A 19215-nucleotide genomic window follows, 5' to 3' on the forward strand; every position below is an offset into this window, starting at 1 on the left:
GAAACTTCGCTAATCCCACAATCCCCAAGGGCAACTCAGCACATTGCCCGCAACATAGCCGAAGGGCGGCTCCCGCACCGGGGGAACCGCCCTTCGTCCTGCCTTGCCCTACTGCGGCTTACGCCGGTTTCGGGGCTGCCACACCACCAGAGCCGTGCTGGGCTGAGGGGTCAGGTGGGCGGGCCGATAGCCGGCCCGCAGCCTTTCCGCCTCGGCGGTCAGCTCGCTCACCCGGTGCTGCAGCGCCTCCACCTGGTTGGTGAGTTCGATGATCCGTTTGATGCCGGCCAGGTTGACGCCCTCGTCCTGGGACAGGCGCTGCACCTCGCGGAGCAGTTCCACATCACGGTCGGAGTAGCGCCGGCCGCCGCCCGAAGTGCGTTGCGGCGAAACCAGACCCAGCCGGTCATAGGTGCGCAGCGTCTGGGCGTGCATGCCCGCCAGCTGCGCGGCCACCGAGATCAGGAAGTACTGGGCCTCGGTCTTCTTCGGATCGGAACTCATGACGCACCTGCCCATCCCGCGCGTGGATCGAACCCGCTGGTCTTCTCCGCCTCCGCGTAGCGCCGCAGCGCCTCGGTGGCATTGTCGTCCAGCTTCTGCGGTACCGCGACCTTCACGGTGACCAGCAGGTCACCGGCGCCGCCGTCGCGCTTGGGCACACCGCGCCCGCGCACCCGCAGGGTCCGGCCGTCGGCGGTGCCCGGTGGCACTTTGACGCCCACGCGGCCGTCCAGGGTGGGCACGGAAACCGTTGTGCCCAAAACCAGTTCGGCGTACGAGACCGGCAGCACCAGGGTCAGGTCGTCGCCATTGCGGCCGAAGACCTTGTCCTGGCTGACGTGCACGGTCACGTACAGGTCGCCCGGCGGCGCGCCGCGCAGGCCCGCCTCGCCCTGGCCCGCCAGCCGGATACGCTGCCCGTCGCGCACGCCCGGGGGAATGCGCACGGTGATGGTGCGGGTCCGGTTCTGGATGCCCGAGCCGCGGCAGTCGACGCACGGGTCGTCGATGATCGACCCGGTGCCCCGGCAGTCCTCGCACGGCTCGCTGAAGCCGAACGCGCCCTGATTGCGGCTGACCACACCGGTGCCGTTGCAGTGCGGGCACACTCGCGGACTGGTGCCCGGCTTGGCGCCGCTGCCGTGGCAGGTGGTGCAGGCGGCCGGGCTGGTCATGCGCAGCGGGACGGTCACGCCCTGGGCGGCCTCGCGGAAGCCGAGGGTCGTCTCGGTCTCCACGTCCGAACCGCGCCGGGGACGCGAAGAGGTCCGCGTGCCACCGCGATTGAACAGTCCGCCCAGCAGGTCGCCCAGGCCACCGTCGGCCGAGCCCGCGGCTCCGGCGCCGAAGATGTCGCCCAGGTTGAAATCGCCGGAGAAGCCGCCGCCGGGCTGGCCGTAGCCCGCGCCGGGGGTGAACCCGCCGCGGCCGAAACCGCCGCCCGCGAACAGCTTCCGGGCCTCGTCGTACTCCTTGCGCTTCTCCGGATCCGACAGCACGGCATTCGCCTCGCTGACGGCCTTGAACCGCTCCTCGGCCTGCGCGTCACCCGGGTTCTTGTCCGGGTGCAGGTCGCGGGCCAGCTTGCGGTAGGCCTTCTTGATCTCGTCCTGGGTGGCGCTGGAGGTGACACCCAGATCCTTGTAGAAGTCCTTTTCCAGCCACTCCCGATTCACCGGGCATCCCCTCCTTTCCGTGTGGGCGTCGGTTCCCCGAACGCGGTTGGGTCGTTAATCAGTGCCAGCGGCATCGGTGCCAGCGTTCGTCGTATCCGGCTGCGCGGCAGCCAGATCCGCCACACCGTCGGTGACGCCGACGAGCGCGTGACGCAGGACCCGATCGCCGAAGCGGTAGCCCTTGCGCATCACCATGCCGAGCACCGGGTCCGCGCCGCTGCCCTCGTGCTGCACGGCCTCGTGCAGGGTCGGGTCGAAAGGCTCACCCTCCGAACCGAATTCCTCGAGGCCCTGCTTCTGCAGGGCGGTGACGAGCTTGTCCGCCACCGACTTGAGCGGCCCGTTGTCCAGATCGCCGTGGGCGCGGGCGCGATCCAGATCGTCGAGCACGGGCAGCAGTTCGCTGACCACCGCGGCCTTGGCGGTGTCGGTGGCGGCCTTGCGGTCGCGCTCGACGCGGCGGCGGTAGTTGGCGTACTCCGCGGTCAGCCGCTGGAGATCGGATGTGCGCTCGGCCAATTCGGCCGTGATCGCGTCGGCGAGTGCGTCCTCGCTGATTTCGGGAGCCCCCTCGGCCCCGAGGGCCGCGGCGGAGTCCTCCACCGCGGCCTCGAAGACCTCACCCGTCAGGTTGTCCGGGTTCTGGTTCGTCACTTCTTCTCAGGCTCCTCGACGACCTCGGCGTCCACCACGGTGTCATCGGACTGCGGCGCCGCAGCACCGTTGCCCTGGGCGGCCTGATCCGCGGCCGAGGCCTCGTAGATGGCCTGGCCCAGCGCCTGCGACTCGGTGGCGAGCTTCTCCACCGCGGTCTTGATGGCCGCGATGTCGGTGCCCTCGAGCGCCTCGTTGGCGTCGGCGATGGCCGCCTCGACCTTGGTCTTGATCTCGGCCGGGACCTTGTCCTCGTTGTCCTTGATGAACTTCTCGGTCTGGTGCACCAGCGACTCGGCCTGGTTGCGGGTCTCCGCCTCCTCGCGCCGCTCCTTGTCCTCGGCGGCGTGCGCCTCGGCGTCGCGGACCATGCGGTCGATCTCCTCCTTGGACAGGCCGGAGCCGTCCTGGATCTTGATCGTGTTCTCCTTGCCGGTGCCCTTGTCCTTGGCCGTCACGTGGACGATGCCGTTGGCGTCGATGTCGAAGGTGACCTCGATCTGCGGCACGCCGCGCGGGGCCGGCGGGATGCCGGTCAGCTCGAAGGATCCGAGCAGCTTGTTGTGCGAGGCGATCTCACGCTCACCCTGGAAGACCTGGATCTGCACGGACGGCTGGTTGTCGTCGGCCGTGGTGAAGGTCTCCGAACGCTTGGTCGGGATCGTGGTGTTGCGCTCGATGAGCTTGGTCATCACGCCGCCCTTGGTCTCGATGCCCAGCGACAGCGGGGTGACATCGAGCAGCAGGACGTCCTTGACCTCACCCTTGAGCACACCGGCCTGCAGGGCGGCGCCGACGGCGACGACCTCGTCCGGGTTCACGCCCTTGTTGGGCTCCTTGCCGCCGGTCAGTTCCTTGACCAGGTCGGACACGGCGGGCATACGGGTCGAACCACCAACGAGCACAACGTGGTCGATGTCGCCGACGGAGATACCGGCGTCCTTGATGACCGACTGGAACGGCTTGCGGGTGCGGTCCAGCAGATCGGAGGTGATCTTCTGGAACTCGGCGCGGGTCAGCTGCTCGTCGAGGAACAGCGGGTTCTTGTCCGCGTCGACCGTGATGTAGGGCAGGTTGATCGAGGTGCTCTGCGAGGAGCTCAGCTCGATCTTCGCCTTCTCGGCGGCCTCGCGCAGACGCTGCATGGCCATCTTGTCCTTGGTCAGGTCGATGCCCGAGGTGCCCCGGAACTTGTCGACCAGCCAGGAGACGATGCGCTCGTCCCAGTCGTCGCCACCGAGGTGGTTGTCACCGGAGGTCGCGCGGACCTCGACGACGCCCTCGCCGATCTCGAGCAGGGACACGTCGAAGGTGCCGCCGCCGAGGTCGAAGACCAGGATGGTCTGTTCCTTGTCGCCCTTGTCCAGGCCGTAGGCCAGCGCGGCCGCGGTCGGCTCGTTGACGATGCGCAGGACGTTCAGGCCCGCGATCTGCCCGGCCTCCTTGGTGGCCTGGCGCTGCGCGTCCTCGAAGTAGGCGGGGACGGTGATGACCGCGTCGGTGATCTCCTCACCGAGGTAGGCCTCGGCGTCGCGCTTCAGCTTCATGAGCGTGCGCGCGGAAATCTCCTGCGGGGTGTACTTCTTGCCGTCGATCTCGACCGACCAGTCCTCGCCCATGTGGCGCTTGACGGACCGAATGGTGCGGTCGACGTTGGTGACGGCCTGGTTCTTCGCGGGCTGACCGACGAGCACCTCGCCGTTCTTCGCGAACGCGACGATCGACGGAGTGGTCCGCGATCCTTCCGAGTTGGCCACGACGACCGGCTCGCCGCCTTCGAGAACGGCGATGACAGAGTTCGTGGTCCCGAGGTCGATACCGACCGCACGAGCCATGGTTGTTCCTCCTGTTTGACGTACCTGAGTGCTGGAAGCACTTCATCTCAGTAACACTGAGCGTGGTCGGCTCAATCCTGCACCCGCTTCGAGCGGTGCGCAACTTTAACTTGAGTCCAACTCGCTCAACCTTGCTGACCTGTGCCAACGGGAGCCGCACGTCAGGTATTCCCCGCGGCAGAAAAAATCTTTTGCCCGATCAGCTGGGCGGGACGATCTCCATCGGCTCGCCCTTGGCCGTGACCACGAAATGGCCGCTCCGGGATCCATCGTCCACGTGGACGGTAACAACGGGGCTACCGTCGCCGCCGCGCGCGATCTCGATGTGGCTGATCCGGCCGTCGGGCACGCCCGCCGAGCGCGGTGCGCCCGCGAACAGCGCCGCGAGCTTCGGGATGTCGAGAGCCGCCAGGTCGAAGATGTCCGTGCCCGGCGAGCGGGGCGTATCGGAATTGTCGTGGAAGGCACCGTCGTAGCGGATGTAAGCGTCACGCGACGAGGCGGGATCCCGACGGCGTTCGATGAGCACGTACTCGGGGTACAGCAGGACCTGATCGGCCTCGGTATCGCCGAAGTGGTCCTGGTAGGCGGCGACGAAACTGGCCAGCCCCGGGCCCGTGGTCGGGTCGGGCAGCTCGGGTTTCGGTGCGGCGGTGCGGGATACGCAGCCCGCGAACGCACCCAGCAGGGCGGCGGCAACCATGATCGCGGCCGCCACCCGCCAGCGCGTGGACGGGCCGCGCCGACTCGGGCGGACCACCGGGGCATTGAACAGATTGCGCGGGATCTGCAGATCCGAGAGCACCGCGTCGAGTTCGCCGAAGGTCTTGGCCGCCATGGCTTTCGCGGTGCGGCCGGCGTGCTCGTCGGCGGTCAGCTCGCCGGATTCGCGGGCGGCGTCGAGCAGGGCGCAGGCGTCCACGCGATCGGAATCGCGGGCCCGCAGTCCGTGTGCATCAGCCATGGTTCGCCTATCCCCCGAACGCCTGGGTCCGGGTGATCCGGCCGTCGAGGGTCGCCTCGAGGTAACCGTTCTCACCGGCCTTGTTGCCCACATAGATTCGGACGATCGGTCCGGTGCCGGAGCCCTCGATACCGAGGTGGCTGACGGTGCCCTGATCCACCTTGGTGAGGGTGGGGGCCTGGGTCAGCAGGGCCGCGATGGCCTGCACGTTCAGGGCCGCCAGATCGGCGGTCGGGGTCTGCGGGGTCCGGGTCTGCGGCTGGTCGCCCAGATCGAAACCGCCGCGGTAGTTGTAGCGGACCTTGCGGTTGGGCTGGACGGCCCGGGTCACCACCGCGTACCCGGGGTAGATCACGGCCTCGTCCACCACGGTGTCGCCGAACTTGGTCCGGTACAGCTCGCGGAAGTACGCGAGGCCGTCGGCCTGCGTGAGTTCGGGGTGGGGCAGCACCAACTCCTTGACGATGCCGAGGTCCACCTTCGGCGGCCCCGCCGGTTCGCTCGCGGGCCGGTCCACAGCCAGGAAGGTGCCCACCGCGACCAGGATGCTGGCGGCCACCACGCCCGCGGTGAACCAGGTTTCGCGCCGCGACGTGGGCGGGACCGGGTCCGGCCGGGCGCCGGCGGGCCGCTGCAGATCGTCGGTGAGATGGGACAGCTCGCCCAGAGTCCTTGCGCCACCGGCGAGTTCGGTGAGGGTGCGATGGTCCTCGGTGCTCAGCTGCCCGTCCGCCAGCCCGGCGTCGAGCAGCGTGCAGGCGGCCTGCCGGTCGCTGTCGCGGGCCCGGGTGCCGGGCGGATATCCGCTGGCGTGCCGTCGCACTCGCGGCCGGGCGGTGGGCGTGAGATCGCCGGTCTTGGTGCTGGGTTGCAGATCCCCGATCAGCCGCTGTAATTCACCCAGCGTCTGCGCTCGCTGCGCCCGTTCGGAGCGCTGGTGGTACTCCTCGGTCCCGAGTTCGCCCTCTTCGTAGGCGGCGTCGAGCAGGGTCCGGGCGTTGACGCGGTCGATATCCCGCGCCCGCAGCCGTCCGGCCGCGGCCGAATCCCCGGCCGATCCGGACGATTGGGAGCTCACGCGGGGATCGTAAACGGATTCCGGTCCGATCGCGCGGCTTCCGGGCCCGATCCGAGCCCGATTCGGGACACGCCCGGGTGCGGGGCGGACGTCCGAAATGCCGGGTATCCCGGTGGCCGCACACGAAGATCGAAATCGCCGATTCCGCTGGTGAGGAGGCTCGATGAAGGCAAGGTTCGGTATTTCGATCCCGCCCGTCGCGGCCGCGCTGCCGGACGTCATCGATATGGCCGTGGCCGCCGACGTCGAGGGTCTGGATCTGGTGGGCATCCAGGATCACCCGTACAACGCGCAGTTCGGGGACACCTTCGCGGTGATCGGGGCGTGTCTGGCGGCGACCGGGCGGGTGAGCCTGTATCCGGGCGTGGCGAATCTGCCGCTGCGCACCCCCGCCATGCTCGCCAAGCAGGCCGCCACCTTCGACCTGCTCAGCGGGGGACGGTTCGAATTGGGTTTGGGGGCAGGGGCTTTCGAGAGCGGCGTGGTCGCCATGGGCGGACCGGCGCGCAAGGGCCGGGCCGCGCTGATGGCCATCGCGGAGGGGATCGCGATCATTCGCGCGGAATGGCGTCCGGGGCAATTGGTTTCGGTGGTCGGTGCCGAGTACACCGTGCAGGGCACCGAGGGCGGGCCCGCGCCCGCGCACGATATCGGCATCTGGCTGGGCGCGATGGGCCCGCACGCGCTGGATCTGATCGGGTCGGCGGCCGACGGATGGGTTGCGCCGCTGCCGAATTGGATGCCGTGGGATCAGTGGGCCGAGGCGAATGCCCGGATCGACGCGGTGGCCCGCTCGGTGGGCCGCGATCCGCGTACCATCACCCGGATGGCGGCCCTGCCCGGCGTGGTGAGCGACCGCCCGCTGCACCCGAATCCCCGTGGCACGGACCCGATTCACGGGTCGCCGGAGGAGTGGGCCGAGATCATTTTCGGCCTGGCCCGCAATGCCGGATTCGACACCTTCATCTACTGGCCGCCCGGATTCGACGTGGACCAGGTGCAGCGGTTCGCCCGTCAGGTGGTGCCGCTGGCGCGAAACCTGCTGGGCGAGGATTGAACTAGGTCTGCGCGGCGGCGCGGGCCTCGACTTCGGCGGGCAGCTCGCTGGGCTGACCGATGCCGGTGAGGACCAGGTCGCGCAGGCTCTCGGTGATGTAGAAGGTCCAGGCGGGCGCGCACTTGTCGTAGCACTCGTAGGCCGGGACCAGGCCGACCTGGGTGAAGCGCAGTTCGGTGCCGGAATCGGTTTCGGTGATGTCGAAACGGATTTCGTTGTTCACCCATTCGGTCTTGTCCTGCACGAAGGACAGCCAGTTGTCCTTGATCAGCCAGACCACGCGGCGGTTGGGCACCACCTCGGTGAGTTCGATATCGCTGCGGTGCACGCCCGGAACCTCGAAGACGAACCTGTCGCCCTGACGCTCGGTGCCACCCGTGATGCCCTGCCCCCACCAGCCGCGCGCATCGAGCACGGCGGCGAAGACCTCGGCGGGGGTGCGGTCGACGGTGATGCTGACGGTGAAGTCCTGATCGGTCATGTCGGATCCCGTTTCTCAGGTGTCATGCAGGTATTTGCCTGCATATTATTCTCCCGACGATAGACCCCTCGTCGGCATCACACAAGGTCAGTCGAGCAGCGGGAACCGGCCCGAACGCAGCAGGCCCGCGATGGCGTCCATCCTGGCCTGCGGCGCGGCGTAGTCCGGGTGCGCGCCGAGGACCGCGGCGGCATCGTGGAGGCGGACCATCTGCCGCTCGGCCTCTTCGACGCCGCGCCCGCCGGGCGTGATCGGATGCTTGGCGAAGGCCGGGCGGCGCGGATCCACCCGCCCCAGCTCGACGGCCTTCTCCACGCGCCGCGAACATCTGCAGAACGCCTCGGGATTTGCCAGCCCACAGGCCGATTGCAGGAAGTTCCCGAGCCGTTTCCTGGCCCGTTCCACGCGTTTGCGATACGCGGCGGGCGTCGCGCCGACGATCCACGCGGCCTCATCCGAACTCACCTCGAAGACATCGGCGAGCACGTAGGCGACGCGCTCGTCGCGGCTCAGGCATTGCAGCATGGCCTGGCTGCAATTCAGGCGCGTCTCATGGGTGAGCAGGGTGGCCTCGGGTCCGCGGTAATCCGCTTCCGCCAGACCGTCTTTCAGGTCCTCGCGGTATTCGTCGAGGCTGAGTCGCCGGGCTTCCTGCGGCGTCTGACGCTTCAGATTCAGCAGGTAGTTGACGCCGATCCGATAGGCCCAGGTGGTCAGCCTGGCCTCGCCGCGGAAACCGCCCAGATTGCCGACCGCACGCAGCAGGATCTCCTGGGTGGCGTCCTCGGCGTCGGCGGGCCGCCACACCATGCGCAGCGCCAGCCGGTAGATCGGATCCTGTAGCAGCCGAACCACATCCGAGACGGCCGCGCGATCACCCGCGACGGCGCGGGCGACCAGGTCGCGCTCGTCGGATTCGGGTCCGGTGGCCATATCCCCGGCGGCGCTGTCCATGTCGCCAATATAGGGATCGCGGGGCGAAGTGTCTTCGCCCCGCGATCAGCCCTGCCACGGCGAAACCAGGCTAACCGGTCGAATCGGCCGCAGGTGAGATTCGGTCGTCAGGCGACGGCCGGGGTGGCGAGCAGAGCGTGCCGCCCGATCCAGTCCGCGACCGCCCGGCCGATGGCATCGGGCTGGTCCTCCGGGCAGTGATGCCCGGCGGGGCCGATATTCGCCAGTTCCGCCGCGGCGAAGGTCGCCATCGCCCAGTCCACCGCCTCCGGCGAGCCGAGACCCACACCGTCCTCGAAGGCCATGACCAGCTTGGGCACCTCCGGCGAGGACGCCATCCACCGGTCGTAGTTCTCGATGATGGCGACCACGTCGGCGGGCTCGCCGTCGAGCGGGAACTCGCGCGGCCACACCAGCATCGGCTTGCGCGACTCCGGGGTCGGGTAGGGCGCGCGGTAGGCGTCCAGGGCCTCGGAGGTCAGGTTCCGGGTGGAAGCGGGCAGGTTGAATTCGACGAACATATTGCGTTCCAGCACCATCTCCTCGCCCTCGGGAGAACGGAAGCGGCGGAACAGTTCCGCGCCCTGCGGCGGCATCTCCGCCCACGTCATCGGGCGCAGGAAGGTCTCCACCACGGCGATGCCGCGCACCCGGCCGGGATGCCGTGCGGCCCAGTCCATGCCGAGCGCGCCGCCCCAGTCGTGGCCGACGATCACCACCCGGTCCAGGCCCATGGCCTCGAACCAGGAGTCCAGGTAGCGGGCGTGATCGACGAAGCGGTAGTCGCTGTCCGGCTTGCCGGACGCGCCCATGCCGATGAGATCCGGTGCCAGGGCGCGGGTTTCGCCGCTCACGTGCGGAATCACATTGCGCCAGACGTAGGAGGAGGTGGGGTTGCCGTGCAGGAACACGACGGGAACGTCGCCGCTCCCGATGCCGGTGTAGTTGATGAACGAGTCCAGAACGTCGATCGTGGCCATCGTGTTGTCCTTCCGGGTGAATTGCCTACACCCGGTTGGACACACGCCCGAACGGCTTGTGACAGCTCAGTGAGTGTGATCCGCGCCATACATCGGCATGGTGCCCGGCTCCACGGTGAGACCCGGGTGCACGCCCGGCGTCAGCCCGTTGCCGATGGCGGCGCGCTGCAACATGGCGAGCAGGCGCGGGCGGTCCGCCGCGTCGAGCGGGGCCAGTAGTTCCTCGTTGAGCCGGTCCGCGAGTTCGGCCGCGCGGGCGATCATTTCGCGCCCGGCCGGCAACAGGTGCACGGCGTGCGCGCGCCGGTCGACCGGGTGCTTGCGGCGCTCGACCAGGCCGCTTTTCTCCAGGTTGTCGATGAGGCTGACCATGACATTGCGGTGGATCCCGAGCGCATCGCAGAGCTGCTGCTGGGTCCGGCCGTCATTGGCCTCGAGCATGCGCAGGGTGCCGTACTGCGGCGGTTTGATGCCCAGCGGCGCGAGCATGAGGTCGAAGCGATACGCGGCGTGGGAGCCCAACTGCGCGAACAGGAATGCCGCGCTATCGACCAGGGGGTGGCGCTCGGGATCGACATCGTTCACCCGCACAGATTACCCACCCCCAAGCGCACCCAGGGTGATTGCCATATTGATTGATAATCACTTCCGGTGCATAGTTTGAAGCGGACCTCCACCCGCACCGAATCGAAGAGAGTTCGCAGTGGATACCGACAACTCACCCACCCTCGATCCACGCCGCTGGATCGCCTTCGCCGTCGTACTGGCCGCCGGATTCATGGACCTGCTCGACGTCACCATCGTCAATGTGGCGGTGCCCAGCATCCAGCAGGACCTGGGCGCGGCCTACTCCGAAATCGAATGGATCATCGCCGCCTACGTGCTGTCCTTCGCGGCGGTGCTGATCACCGGCGGCCGGCTCGGCGACATCTTCGGCCGCAAGCGGCTGTTCCTGTTCGGCATGGCCGGATTCACCCTGGCCTCGCTGGCCTGCGGCATCAGCTCCTCGCCCGCGCTGCTCATCGGATCCCGGTTCGTGCACGGCGCGATGGCCGGGCTCATGGTGCCGCAGATCCTCGCCATCATTCGCGTCATCTTCCCGAAGGAGGAGCGCGCCAAGGCGATTGCCGTCTACAGCGGCGTCGGCGGATCGGCGTCGGCGGTCGGCCTGTCGCTGGGCGGGCTGCTGGTGCAGTGGAATCTGTTCGATCTGGGCTGGCGGCCCATCTTCCTGGTGAACGTTCCGGTCGGCATCGCGGCGCTGGCCGCGGCGGCCGTGGTGATGCGGGATTCGCGGTCCGCGCACGCGCCGAAGCTGGACATCGTCGGCATGGCGCTATCGGTGTCGGCGGTGCTGCTGCTGGTGTATCCGCTCACCGAGGGACGCCGATTGGACTGGCCCGCCTGGACTTTCGCCATGATGGCTGCGGCGGCCGTGGTGTTCGTGGCATTCGTTGCCTACGAGCGGCGGCGGGCCCGCACCGTCGGGTCGCCGCTCATCGATCTCTCGCTGTTCCGGTCGCGGCCGTTCACCGTGGGACTGGCGAGCTGGGGGCTGTTCTGGATCGGCTTCGGCGGGTTCTTCCTGACCTGGACGCTGTTCATGCAGGCGGGCCTGGGCTGGTCACCCATGCGGGCCGGGCTCACCTCGGTATTCTTCGCGGTCGGCGCGGGCATCGGGGCGGGCGTCTCGGTGAGCGTGCTGGCGCCGCGGTTCGGCAAGTGGGTGCTGCTGGCGGGCGCGCTGGTCGTCATGGGCGGGTTCGGGATCTACGGCGGGATGGCCGCGCACTACGGACCGGATTTCGCGTCCTGGCAGATGGTGTTGCCGCTGATCGTGACCGGCATCGGCTTCGGCATCGTGGTCGCGCCAACCATCGACATGCTGCTCGGGCAGATTCCCGACCGCGAGGCCGGGGCCGCGTCGGGGCTGCTCAATACCGGGCAGCAGCTGGGGATGGCGCTGGGTGTCGCACTGGTCGGCATTCTGTTCTTCGCGCAGCTGGACAATGATTCGGCGCGCGGGGTGGATTCCGTTGCGGCGCAGACCCGCACCGAGCTGAGGGCAGCCGGGGTGACGGGACCCGCGCAGGATCAGATCCTCGCCGGATTCCGGGCCTGCGTGCGGGATCGGTCCGCCGAGGTGGATCCCTCCGTGGTTCCGGCCAGCTGCCAATCCGATGCGGCCATGAACAATCCGGGTGTCGGCCAGACGCTGACGCGGGCGGGCGCGGACGCCAACGCGGTCAACTTCTCGCACACCTTCGACTACACGATGATGTGGGGCATCGGGCTGATGGCGCTGGTCTGCCTCGGATTCCTGGCGCTGCCCGGCGACGCCCGGCTGGAACAGCACGAGGTCGAGCCGGGCGACGAGGAGCTGGTCGGGGTCTGACACCCTCGCGAAATCCGGGCAAAAGGGCCGCAGGTTCGGTGATTCCACCGGACCCGCGGTCCGCGGCGGTGAAGAATCCACAACTGTCACCGACTTTCGAACGGAGTCAGTCATGCGCGCTGCCGTGGTCAGCAAGGGCGAATTCCAGGTCGAGGACCTGCCGACACCCGTGCCCGGGCCGGGCCAAGTGCTGGTGAACGTGACCCGCTGCGGCATCTGCGGATCCGATCTGCACGCCCGCGTGCACTGCGACGAACTCGCCGACCTGGCCGCGGCCACCGGCTACGACCGCTTCATGCGCTCCGACCAGCGGGTCGTCATGGGGCACGAATTCACCGGCGAGATAGCGGAATACGGGCCCGGCACCCGGCGACGCTGGAAGTCCGGCACGCCGGTGGTGGCGCTGCCCATCCTGCGCAGACAGCATCAGCCCGAACTCACCGGCCTGTCCGTCCACGCGCCCGGCGGCTACGCCGAGCAAGTCCTGGTGTAGGAGTCCATGACCTTCCCGGTCCCCAATGGCCTGTCCCCCGACCTCGCCGCCCTCACCGAGCCCATGGCGGTGGCCTGGCGCGCGGTCCGCAAGAGCCGGATCGGCAAGGGACAGACCGCCTTCGTGATCGGCTGCGGGCCCATCGGGCTGGCGGTGATCACCATGTTGAAGGCCGCGGGCGTGCACACCGTGATCGCCAGCGACTTCTCGCCGCGCCGCCGCGAGCTGGCGGGCCGGTGCGGGGCGGACGTCGTCGTCGACCCAGGTGTCGAATCACCTTGGGAGGCAACGCCGAAGAAGCCGCGCATCACCGGGGCGGCTGACATTCTCAATCTGGGATTCGACGCCATGGAGCGGCTGCACCGGATTCCGAACTTCCCGTGGTGGTATCTGTTCCGGGTCATGCACGGCCTCAACCGCAGCCCATCCGGTCCGGTCGTCTTCGAATGCGTCGGCGTGCCCGGCATCATCGATCAGATCCTCACCGCCGCACCGCCATTGACCCGCGTGGTGGTCGTCGGCGTGTGCATGCAACCCGACGCCTTCCATCCCGCCACCGCCATCAACAAGGAGATCGAACTGCGGTTCGTCCTCGCCTACGACCCGGGCGAATTCCGCGACACCCTGCACATGATCGCGGACGGCAAGGTGGACCCGTCACCGCTGATCACCGGGACGGTCGGCCTCGACGGCATCGACTCGGCCTTCGGCACACTCGCCTCGCCCGAGCACCACGCCAAGATCCTGATCGACCCGCGCAGCGACCGCCGCACCCCCTGACGGTCCTACCGACCCGGCCGCAGCACCGGGAACGGCGTGGTCGGCGGCTCGCGCAGGATGTCCAGCAGGCCTTCGGCACTGCGGGCGGCGGTGAGGCAGGCGGTGGCGAAGGACTGGTCGGCCAAGGGGTGGCGGGCGCGGGCACGCCACTTCTGTACCGCGGCGAAGGCGACCTCGCGCTGGGTCACGAGATCCGGGTGCGCGGCCAGGCCCAGACGCAGCGTGGGCGCGACCCCGGTGCCGCCGATGAGGCGGTGCAGTTCGGTGAGATCGTCCGGGGGCAGCGGCAATTCGTCGGAGCGCAGGTGGGCGAGCAGGCGGAGTTCGGCGAAGCCGTGCACATCCGCGAGCAGGGTGCGCACGCGCGGGAGCAGGGCGTCGGCGGCCGAGCCCGGATTGGCCGCGAGGATGCGGGCCAGCGCGGTGAGCGCCGAGTGGGCCTTCAATTCATCGGCGCGCTGGGCGAATTGGACGTCGAGGACGGTGCGGAGTTCGTCCAGGCCGCTGCGATCGGTGAGCTCGGCGGCCAGCGCCTGCGCGCCGCGCACGCCCAGCCGGATCAGGGTGACGGCCAGGCGGATGCCGAACAGTCCGAAGCGGGCGGCCAGGTGGGCGCGCAGTTCCGCGGGGACCGCAAGCGGCAGGTCCGGGTGCGCGAAGCGGTCGGCGGACAGCAGGGCCGCGGTCAGATCGTCGGTGGGAATCGCGGCCAGCGCCTCGAAGGCGTCGTATTCGCGCTGCCGCAGCGTGGCCGCGGCGAAGGCGAGCAGGCCCGCCACCGGAATCACGGACTGGCACAGGCCGGTTCGCTCCAGTTCGGTGGCGAATCGGGCGGCCACGTCGCGCGCGGAGTGCAGGGCGTCGATGCGCCCGGCCCCGATCTCGTCGGCCCGCGACACCACGCCGATCACACCCAGCGGGCCCGAGAAGCCCTGCGGCGCAGCGGAACTACCGCTCGGACCGGCCCCGATGCGCTCCAGGAAGTCGACATCGGCGGCGTCGAGGCGGCGCAGCAGATAGAGCACGGCATCGGCGGGCGGCAGCGCCGGACCCGGGCCGCCGGGCGTGAGCAGCCGCTGCGTGCGCGCCGACACGTCCCGCGACAGCGAGGAGATACCCGGGGTGTCGATGATGGTGGTCTGCGCCAGCTCCGCCGACGGCCACTCCACCGCCAGCTGCTCCACCTCGCGCGGGCCCACCGTCCCTCGAGACCCCGGTGCATTCCCCGGCGCCGCCGAATTCCAGCGCAGCGCCGACAGATCGAAGGTCAGCCCGTGCGCGCCCGGCAGCCCCTCGGTCCCGCGCCCGCGCCGCACCACCACGTCGGCGCGCGCCCCGTCCGCGCTGTACGCGGTCACCCGCGGCGCGGTCCCGTTCCGATACCAGGTCACCAGCCGCGTGCACTCGGTCGCGTCCGTCGGCGCGATATCCTGCCCGACCAGCGCATTCAGCAGCGTCGACTTCCCGGCCTTGAGCTGCCCGGCCAAGGCCACCCGCAACGGCTCGTCCAGCCGCCGCGCGCACTCCTCGAGCTGCCCGCGCACCCACGGCCGATCGCCCAGCGCCCGCCGCGCCGCCGCCACCAGCCCGCGCGTCTCCGGCACCAGCCCATACCCGACACCGCTCGCGTCGTCCCTCATAGGCTCCCGATCCCGAAGCACACCGCACCTCCACGCACGCCAGGCTTTCGCCCGGCCATGCCGAATCGTTATCAGAACCGCCCGGCATCACAGCCGATTCCCAGCGAATCCGGCCCCACCTCGCCGCCCATCATGCCCGGCCGCGCGACGAATCCCGAGCCGGAACCCGGCGCGCCACCGCAACATCACCACCGCGACCCACATCCGGTCGCCCTCGGCTCGGCCGCCCGGAAATCCGCAGACCCGTACCGCACGCTGAACCGGGCGGCCGGTGGCCGCGCTCCAGGCCCGGCCGCCGGTGCCATCGCGCTGTCGGGCCAGGTGGGCGCGAGCACTCCTGTGCACACCCATCCGGAGACGGCCGGGCCCAACGGCGGCGCGCCGCGGGGCGGTCCCTGGTTCAGTGGGTGGGCGGCGGGAGTTGCGGCAGGGTGCCGGGGGCGAGGGCGGGTGGGGGTTCCGGGCTCAGCAGGGTGTTGGCGTGGTGGCGGAGCTGGGAGACCGCGCGCAGGCGGAGTTCCAGGTCGGCGGCGCGTTCGGTGCGGCGGGCGGCCTCGAGGTTGGCGGCTTCCTGGGCGGCGCGCAGGGATTCGTCGATGGAGCGCAGGGTGCGGTCGGCGATGGCGGTGAAGTGGTCGCGGAGCAGCCGGTGGATGCGGTGCAGGCGGTCCTTGGTCTCCTTGCCGGTGTGGAAGGCGATGTCGTCGAGGTAGCGGCGCACCGCGATCTTGGCGTCGGTGCGGCGCTTGGCCAGGCGGGCCTTCTTGTCATCGCTGAAGGCCTTGCCGCCCAGCAGGACTCCCGCGCCGAGCGAGAGCGGGTTGATCAGGGCCATCCCGGCCATGGTGCCCACCAGGCCCGCCATCACCACGCCGCCGTACGAGCCGCGCACCCCCACCAGTACCTTGTGCCCCAGCCCCAGATCAGGTTCCAGATCCGCGAGGGTGCAGGCGGCGGTGCGGGAGCGGCCGTCGAGACTGTCGCGCCCCTCCGGCAGGTCCACCGTGCCCAGATCGGTGAAGTGCCCGGCGACCTGCTCGGCCAGTCGCACCGCGCGGGTACCGGTCCACACCAGGTTGTCGCCGACGGCCGAACCCACGGTGGCCGTGAGCCATTCGTCCATGCTGTCCCAGTGCCGGCCGGGATCGTGGTCGTCGATCCCGTCCTCGGCGGTGCGGGCGATATCGCGCAGATCGTGGTCGATGTCCCCGGCCAGGTCGGTGATGCCGTCGGCCAGGGTCTGCTGCCAGGCCGCGGTATGACGGTGCAGTTTCTCGGCTTCGGCCTTGGCGGCGTGCAATTCGCGAATGGCCGCCGCACCCCGCTCCGGATCGCGCAGCGCGACCAGTTCGCTGCCCAGCGCCAGGGCCAGATGCTCGGTCGCGGAGGACACGTCCAGGGCGACCGCGCGCCGCAGCACCGCCTGATCACGGGCCACCACCTGTTCGCGCAGGAACTGGAACACCAGCCCGAACCCGGATTCGCGGCCCAGGCCCTCGTCCTGCAGGCGCATAGCGTGCGCGCGCAGCACCGCCGATACCGGCAGCATCGGCAGTTCGAGGCCGTTGGCGCGCAGGTGCTTCCGGTTCGCCTCGCACACCTGTCGCCAGTGCGGATACAGGTCGGTCTTGGTGACCAGCACCGCGACCGCCGGGCACAGTTCCCGCACCTGGCGCAGGAAGTCCACCTCGGTCTCGGTGAGCTCGGTCGAGGCGTCGGTCAGCACCAGCACGGCATCCGCCGCCGGGGCCTGGCCGAGAACAGTTGCCGCGCCGGTGGTGCCGTGCGCACCGAGCCCGGGCGTGTCGACCACCACGATGCCGTCGGCCAGCAAGCGGCTCGGGGCCTCGAGTTCGAGCCGCAGCACGGCCCGGCCCCGGGGGCTGCGACCGGCGATCGCCGGAACCGCTTCGAACGGCACCGGCTCCCGGGTGTTCGCACCCCCGTCGGGTCCGGCCGCGACCACGGTCGCGCGCGGCTGCTCGCCGTAGGACAGCACGGTGGTCACCGCGGTCGCCACGTCATCGGCGACCGGGCACACCTCCAGGTTGACCAGCGCGTTGACGAATCGGCTCTTGCCCTGATTCCCCAACCCGGCCACCACGATCCGCCGTCGCGGGTCGCGGACCTTGTCCGCCACCGTCTCCAGTCGCGCGACCAGATCCCCGCGTTCCGCGGCCCGCGCCGCGGCAATGGTCTCCGACACCATCGTCAGCAGCGGATTCGCCGCCACCATCCCCGTCACGTCTTGCTCACCGCACCTATTCCAGCCGTTGTGCTTTCCCGAGAGGACATCGCTCACCGCGGTGATCCCGCGGTGAGCGACCCCTCGAACTACGAGTGCAGGATGTCCCCGACGATGCCGCCACCGGCATGCGCCCCGAGATCCGCACCGGTGTGCGCCGCGCCCTCACCGAACAGCGAGGCATCCGCCCCGGGCGCGTGCACCCCGCCCCCGAAGGCCTGCGAGACATCCACCCCCGCCCACGGATTCCCCACCCCGTGCAGCCCGGCATCCACCGCGCTCCCCCCGTGCACCCCCGCGTCCAGCCCGCTCCCCACCTGTGCGCCTGCCTGAGCCGTCCCGCCGAGCCCGGCATCCACCCCGGTCACGAGCCCGGCCACCGCATTCCCGACCCCGGTCAGCCCGGTATCCAAACCGGCCCCCACCTGCGACCCGACACCCAGCGCCGAGTGCGCGCCCGCATCCAGACCGGTATCCACCTGCGTCCCGATCCCCGCAGCCGCACCACCCACACCGGAAATCCCGGTCTCCAAACCACTTCCGGCCTGAGCCCCGAGATCCGCACCGGTGTGCAGACCCGTGCCGATCCCAGCGCCGACCTGATCACCCACGCCGAGCGCCGCATTCCCCACGCCGGAAATACCGGTGTCCAAACCGGTTCCGAGCTGGGCACCCAGGTCCGCGCCCGCGTGCAGACCGCTGTCGACTCCGAGTCCGACCTGATTGCCCACACCGAGCGCCGCGTTCCCCGCACCGGAGATGCCGGTGTCCAAACCGGTTCCGAGCTGGGCACCCAGGTCCGCACCGGTGTGCAGACCGGTGTCGAGACCCGCGCCCAGCTGGTTGCCGACGCCGACGGCGGTGTCGATTCCGGTGCCGAGGCCGCTGTGCAGGTCCGCGCCGACACCGGCCGAGGCGTTCCCCAGGCCCGAAAGCCCCGCATCCAGGCCGGTTCCGAGATCCGCGCCGAGATCCGCGCCGGTCTTCAGCCCGGTGTCGAGGCCCGCGCCCAGCGTCGCAGCGGAGTCGAGGCCGGTTTGCAGCCCGGCACCGGCCTGCGCGCCCGCGCCCAGCAGGGTGTTGATTCCGGCGTCGAGGCCGGTGCCGAGGTTCGCGCCCGCGTTCACGCCGCCGGTGAGTCCGGTGTTCAGGCCCGCGCCGAGCTGGCCGCCGAGACCGGCGGCGGTGTCGACCGCGCCGGAAAGCCCGGTCTCCAAACCGCTTCCGAGCTGTGCGCCCGCATCGGTCGCGGCGCCGAGACCGGCCTGCGCGCCCGAAACCACGTTCAGCGCGCTGTCGAGCCCGGTCGAGAGTCCCGCGCCGAGACCGGCTCCGAGGTCGCCGCCGAGACCGGCGGACAGGCCCGCGCCCAGGTCGGTGGCCACGTCGGCGACCGCGCCGAGGCCGTTGGAGAGGCCGAGGTCGAGGCCCGTACCGGTGCCGCCGTTCAGCACCACCTGGGTGGCGGCCGTGGTGCCGAGGTTGACACCCGCCACATCACCGAGACCGGCGGCACCGTTCAGACCCGCGCCGCCGTTCACGCTCGCGCCCCCGTTCACGCCCAGGCCGGTGTCGGCCCCGGCGGACGCGTCCAGACCGGTGTCGGCGCTCACCCCGGTGGCACCGCCCGCGGCAATGATGTCGGACAGCTGCGAACCTCCCGCAACCAACGCGGATTCGGCCACCATGGGCGCGACGGCCGCGATGTCCTCCGGGGTCACATTGTCCAGTCCGGCCGCGGTCAGGGCCGCGCCCGGAGTGCTGCAATAGCTGACCGCGGCCTCGTGGTCGCGCAGCAGGTTGAGGATGAACTCGAGAATTGCGTTGGGGCTCATGGCGAATCGTCTCCCTGGATGGGCGGGCCCCGCTGACCCGCACTGCTCGATTTTCCTTTCACGTTAGGAACTCGAGTTGTTACGCGTAACGGGGTGAACTCCCCCCACTTCGGTTACGCCCGCCCAGGGGGGAAGGCGGACATTA

The 19215-nt window shown here is 69.9% G+C and carries 15 protein-coding genes and 1 pseudogene; 3 read left to right on the plus strand and 13 right to left on the minus strand.

What is annotated here, in order from left to right:
- Positions 1-108 precede the first annotated feature (108 nt).
- The 6 genes from NS2_RS24640 to NS2_RS24665 form a co-directional block, all read right to left on the minus strand.
- Positions 109-504 (minus strand): heat shock protein transcriptional repressor HspR, encoded by a 396-nt coding sequence (locus NS2_RS24640; RefSeq protein WP_033089212.1) that lies wholly within the window; start codon positions 502-504, stop codon positions 109-111.
- Entirely contained in the window at positions 501-1679 is a 1179-nt protein-coding gene (gene dnaJ / locus NS2_RS24645; RefSeq protein ID WP_033089211.1) for a molecular chaperone DnaJ, read from the minus strand. Before dnaJ ends, NS2_RS24640 begins: the two co-directional genes overlap by 4 nt.
- A gap of 54 nt (positions 1680-1733) precedes the next feature.
- Entirely contained in the window at positions 1734-2333 is a 600-nt protein-coding gene (gene grpE / locus NS2_RS24650; RefSeq protein ID WP_071343495.1) for a nucleotide exchange factor GrpE, read from the minus strand.
- Positions 2330-4168, minus strand: a complete 1839-nt coding sequence (dnaK, locus tag NS2_RS24655) for a molecular chaperone DnaK (RefSeq protein WP_033089209.1) — start codon at positions 4166-4168, stop codon at positions 2330-2332. Before dnaK ends, grpE begins: the two co-directional genes overlap by 4 nt.
- A gap of 199 nt (positions 4169-4367) precedes the next feature.
- Positions 4368-5132 (minus strand): DUF1707 SHOCT-like domain-containing protein, encoded by a 765-nt coding sequence (locus NS2_RS24660; protein ID WP_033089208.1) that lies wholly within the window; start codon positions 5130-5132, stop codon positions 4368-4370.
- 7 nt (positions 5133-5139) lie between these two features.
- Entirely contained in the window at positions 5140-6210 is a 1071-nt protein-coding gene (locus NS2_RS24665; RefSeq protein ID WP_052086701.1) for a DUF1707 SHOCT-like domain-containing protein, read from the minus strand.
- Between the two features lie 163 nt (positions 6211-6373).
- Between NS2_RS24665 and NS2_RS24670 the strand changes: the two genes are divergently transcribed.
- Positions 6374-7267, plus strand: a complete 894-nt coding sequence (locus NS2_RS24670) for an LLM class flavin-dependent oxidoreductase (RefSeq protein ID WP_036547060.1) — start codon at positions 6374-6376, stop codon at positions 7265-7267.
- A 1-nt stretch (position 7268) separates the two neighbouring features.
- Here the strand turns inward: NS2_RS24670 and NS2_RS24675 are convergent, their stop codons facing one another.
- From NS2_RS24675 to NS2_RS24690, 4 genes are all read right to left on the minus strand, one after another.
- The gene (locus NS2_RS24675; protein ID WP_033089206.1) at positions 7269-7748 is read right to left on the minus strand and encodes an SRPBCC family protein; all 480 of its coding nucleotides are present in this window, start codon (positions 7746-7748) and stop codon (positions 7269-7271) included.
- An 87-nt stretch (positions 7749-7835) separates the two neighbouring features.
- Positions 7836-8702 (minus strand): RNA polymerase sigma factor, encoded by an 867-nt coding sequence (locus tag NS2_RS24680; protein WP_228102550.1) that lies wholly within the window; start codon positions 8700-8702, stop codon positions 7836-7838.
- Positions 8703-8809: 107 nt separating this feature from the next.
- The gene (locus NS2_RS24685; protein ID WP_261772310.1) at positions 8810-9727 is read right to left on the minus strand and encodes a haloalkane dehalogenase; all 918 of its coding nucleotides are present in this window, start codon (positions 9725-9727) and stop codon (positions 8810-8812) included.
- 21 nt (positions 9728-9748) lie between these two features.
- Positions 9749-10267, minus strand: coding sequence for a MarR family winged helix-turn-helix transcriptional regulator (locus NS2_RS24690; RefSeq protein WP_052086700.1), 519 nt, complete (start codon positions 10265-10267; stop codon positions 9749-9751).
- Positions 10268-10385: 118 nt separating this feature from the next.
- On the opposite strand from NS2_RS24690, the gene NS2_RS24695 reads away from it, so the two are divergent.
- Both NS2_RS24695 and NS2_RS24700 read left to right on the plus strand, forming a co-directional pair.
- Positions 10386-12077: an MFS transporter gene (locus tag NS2_RS24695; RefSeq protein WP_036547055.1), complete on the plus strand. Its 1692-nt coding sequence runs from the start codon at positions 10386-10388 to the stop codon at positions 12075-12077.
- 112 nt (positions 12078-12189) lie between these two features.
- A pseudogene (locus tag NS2_RS24700) lies at positions 12190-13350 on the plus strand (zinc-binding dehydrogenase).
- A 5-nt stretch (positions 13351-13355) separates the two neighbouring features.
- Here NS2_RS24700 and NS2_RS24705 read toward each other — a convergent pair.
- The 3 genes from NS2_RS24705 to NS2_RS24715 form a co-directional block, all read right to left on the minus strand.
- Entirely contained in the window at positions 13356-14990 is a 1635-nt protein-coding gene (locus NS2_RS24705; RefSeq protein ID WP_052086699.1) for a dynamin family protein, read from the minus strand.
- Positions 14991-15390: 400 nt separating this feature from the next.
- Entirely contained in the window at positions 15391-17226 is a 1836-nt protein-coding gene (locus NS2_RS24710) for a dynamin family protein (protein ID WP_033089203.1), read from the minus strand.
- A 98-nt stretch (positions 17227-17324) separates the two neighbouring features.
- Positions 17325-19070, minus strand: a complete 1746-nt coding sequence (locus tag NS2_RS24715) for an IniB N-terminal domain-containing protein (protein WP_033089202.1) — start codon at positions 19068-19070, stop codon at positions 17325-17327.
- Positions 19071-19215 lie beyond the last annotated feature (145 nt).

It is taken from the genome of Nocardia seriolae NBRC 15557 (assembly GCF_007990715.1).
Lineage (GTDB): Bacteria > Actinomycetota > Actinomycetes > Mycobacteriales > Mycobacteriaceae > Nocardia > Nocardia seriolae.

What these genes read in the sequence shown, in the direction of transcription:
- NS2_RS24640 (WP_033089212.1), bottom strand. Translation starts at nt 504, where the DNA reads ATGAGTTCCGATCCGAAGAAGACCGAGGCCCAGTACTTCCTGATCTCG.
- dnaK (WP_033089209.1), bottom strand. Translation starts at nt 4,168, where the DNA reads ATGGCTCGTGCGGTCGGTATCGACCTCGGGACCACGAACTCTGTCATC.
- NS2_RS24660 (WP_033089208.1), bottom strand. Translation starts at nt 5,132, where the DNA reads ATGGCTGATGCACACGGACTGCGGGCCCGCGATTCCGATCGCGTGGAC.
- NS2_RS24670 (WP_036547060.1), top strand. Translation starts at nt 6,374, where the DNA reads ATGAAGGCAAGGTTCGGTATTTCGATCCCGCCCGTCGCGGCCGCGCTG.
- NS2_RS24675 (WP_033089206.1), bottom strand. Translation starts at nt 7,748, where the DNA reads ATGACCGATCAGGACTTCACCGTCAGCATCACCGTCGACCGCACCCCC.
- NS2_RS24680 (WP_228102550.1), bottom strand. Translation starts at nt 8,702, where the DNA reads ATGGACAGCGCCGCCGGGGATATGGCCACCGGACCCGAATCCGACGAG.
- NS2_RS24705 (WP_052086699.1), bottom strand. Translation starts at nt 14,990, where the DNA reads ATGAGGGACGACGCGAGCGGTGTCGGGTATGGGCTGGTGCCGGAGACG.
- NS2_RS24710 (WP_033089203.1), bottom strand. Translation starts at nt 17,226, where the DNA reads ATGGTGGCGGCGAATCCGCTGCTGACGATGGTGTCGGAGACCATTGCC.
- NS2_RS24715 (WP_033089202.1), bottom strand. Translation starts at nt 19,070, where the DNA reads ATGAGCCCCAACGCAATTCTCGAGTTCATCCTCAACCTGCTGCGCGAC.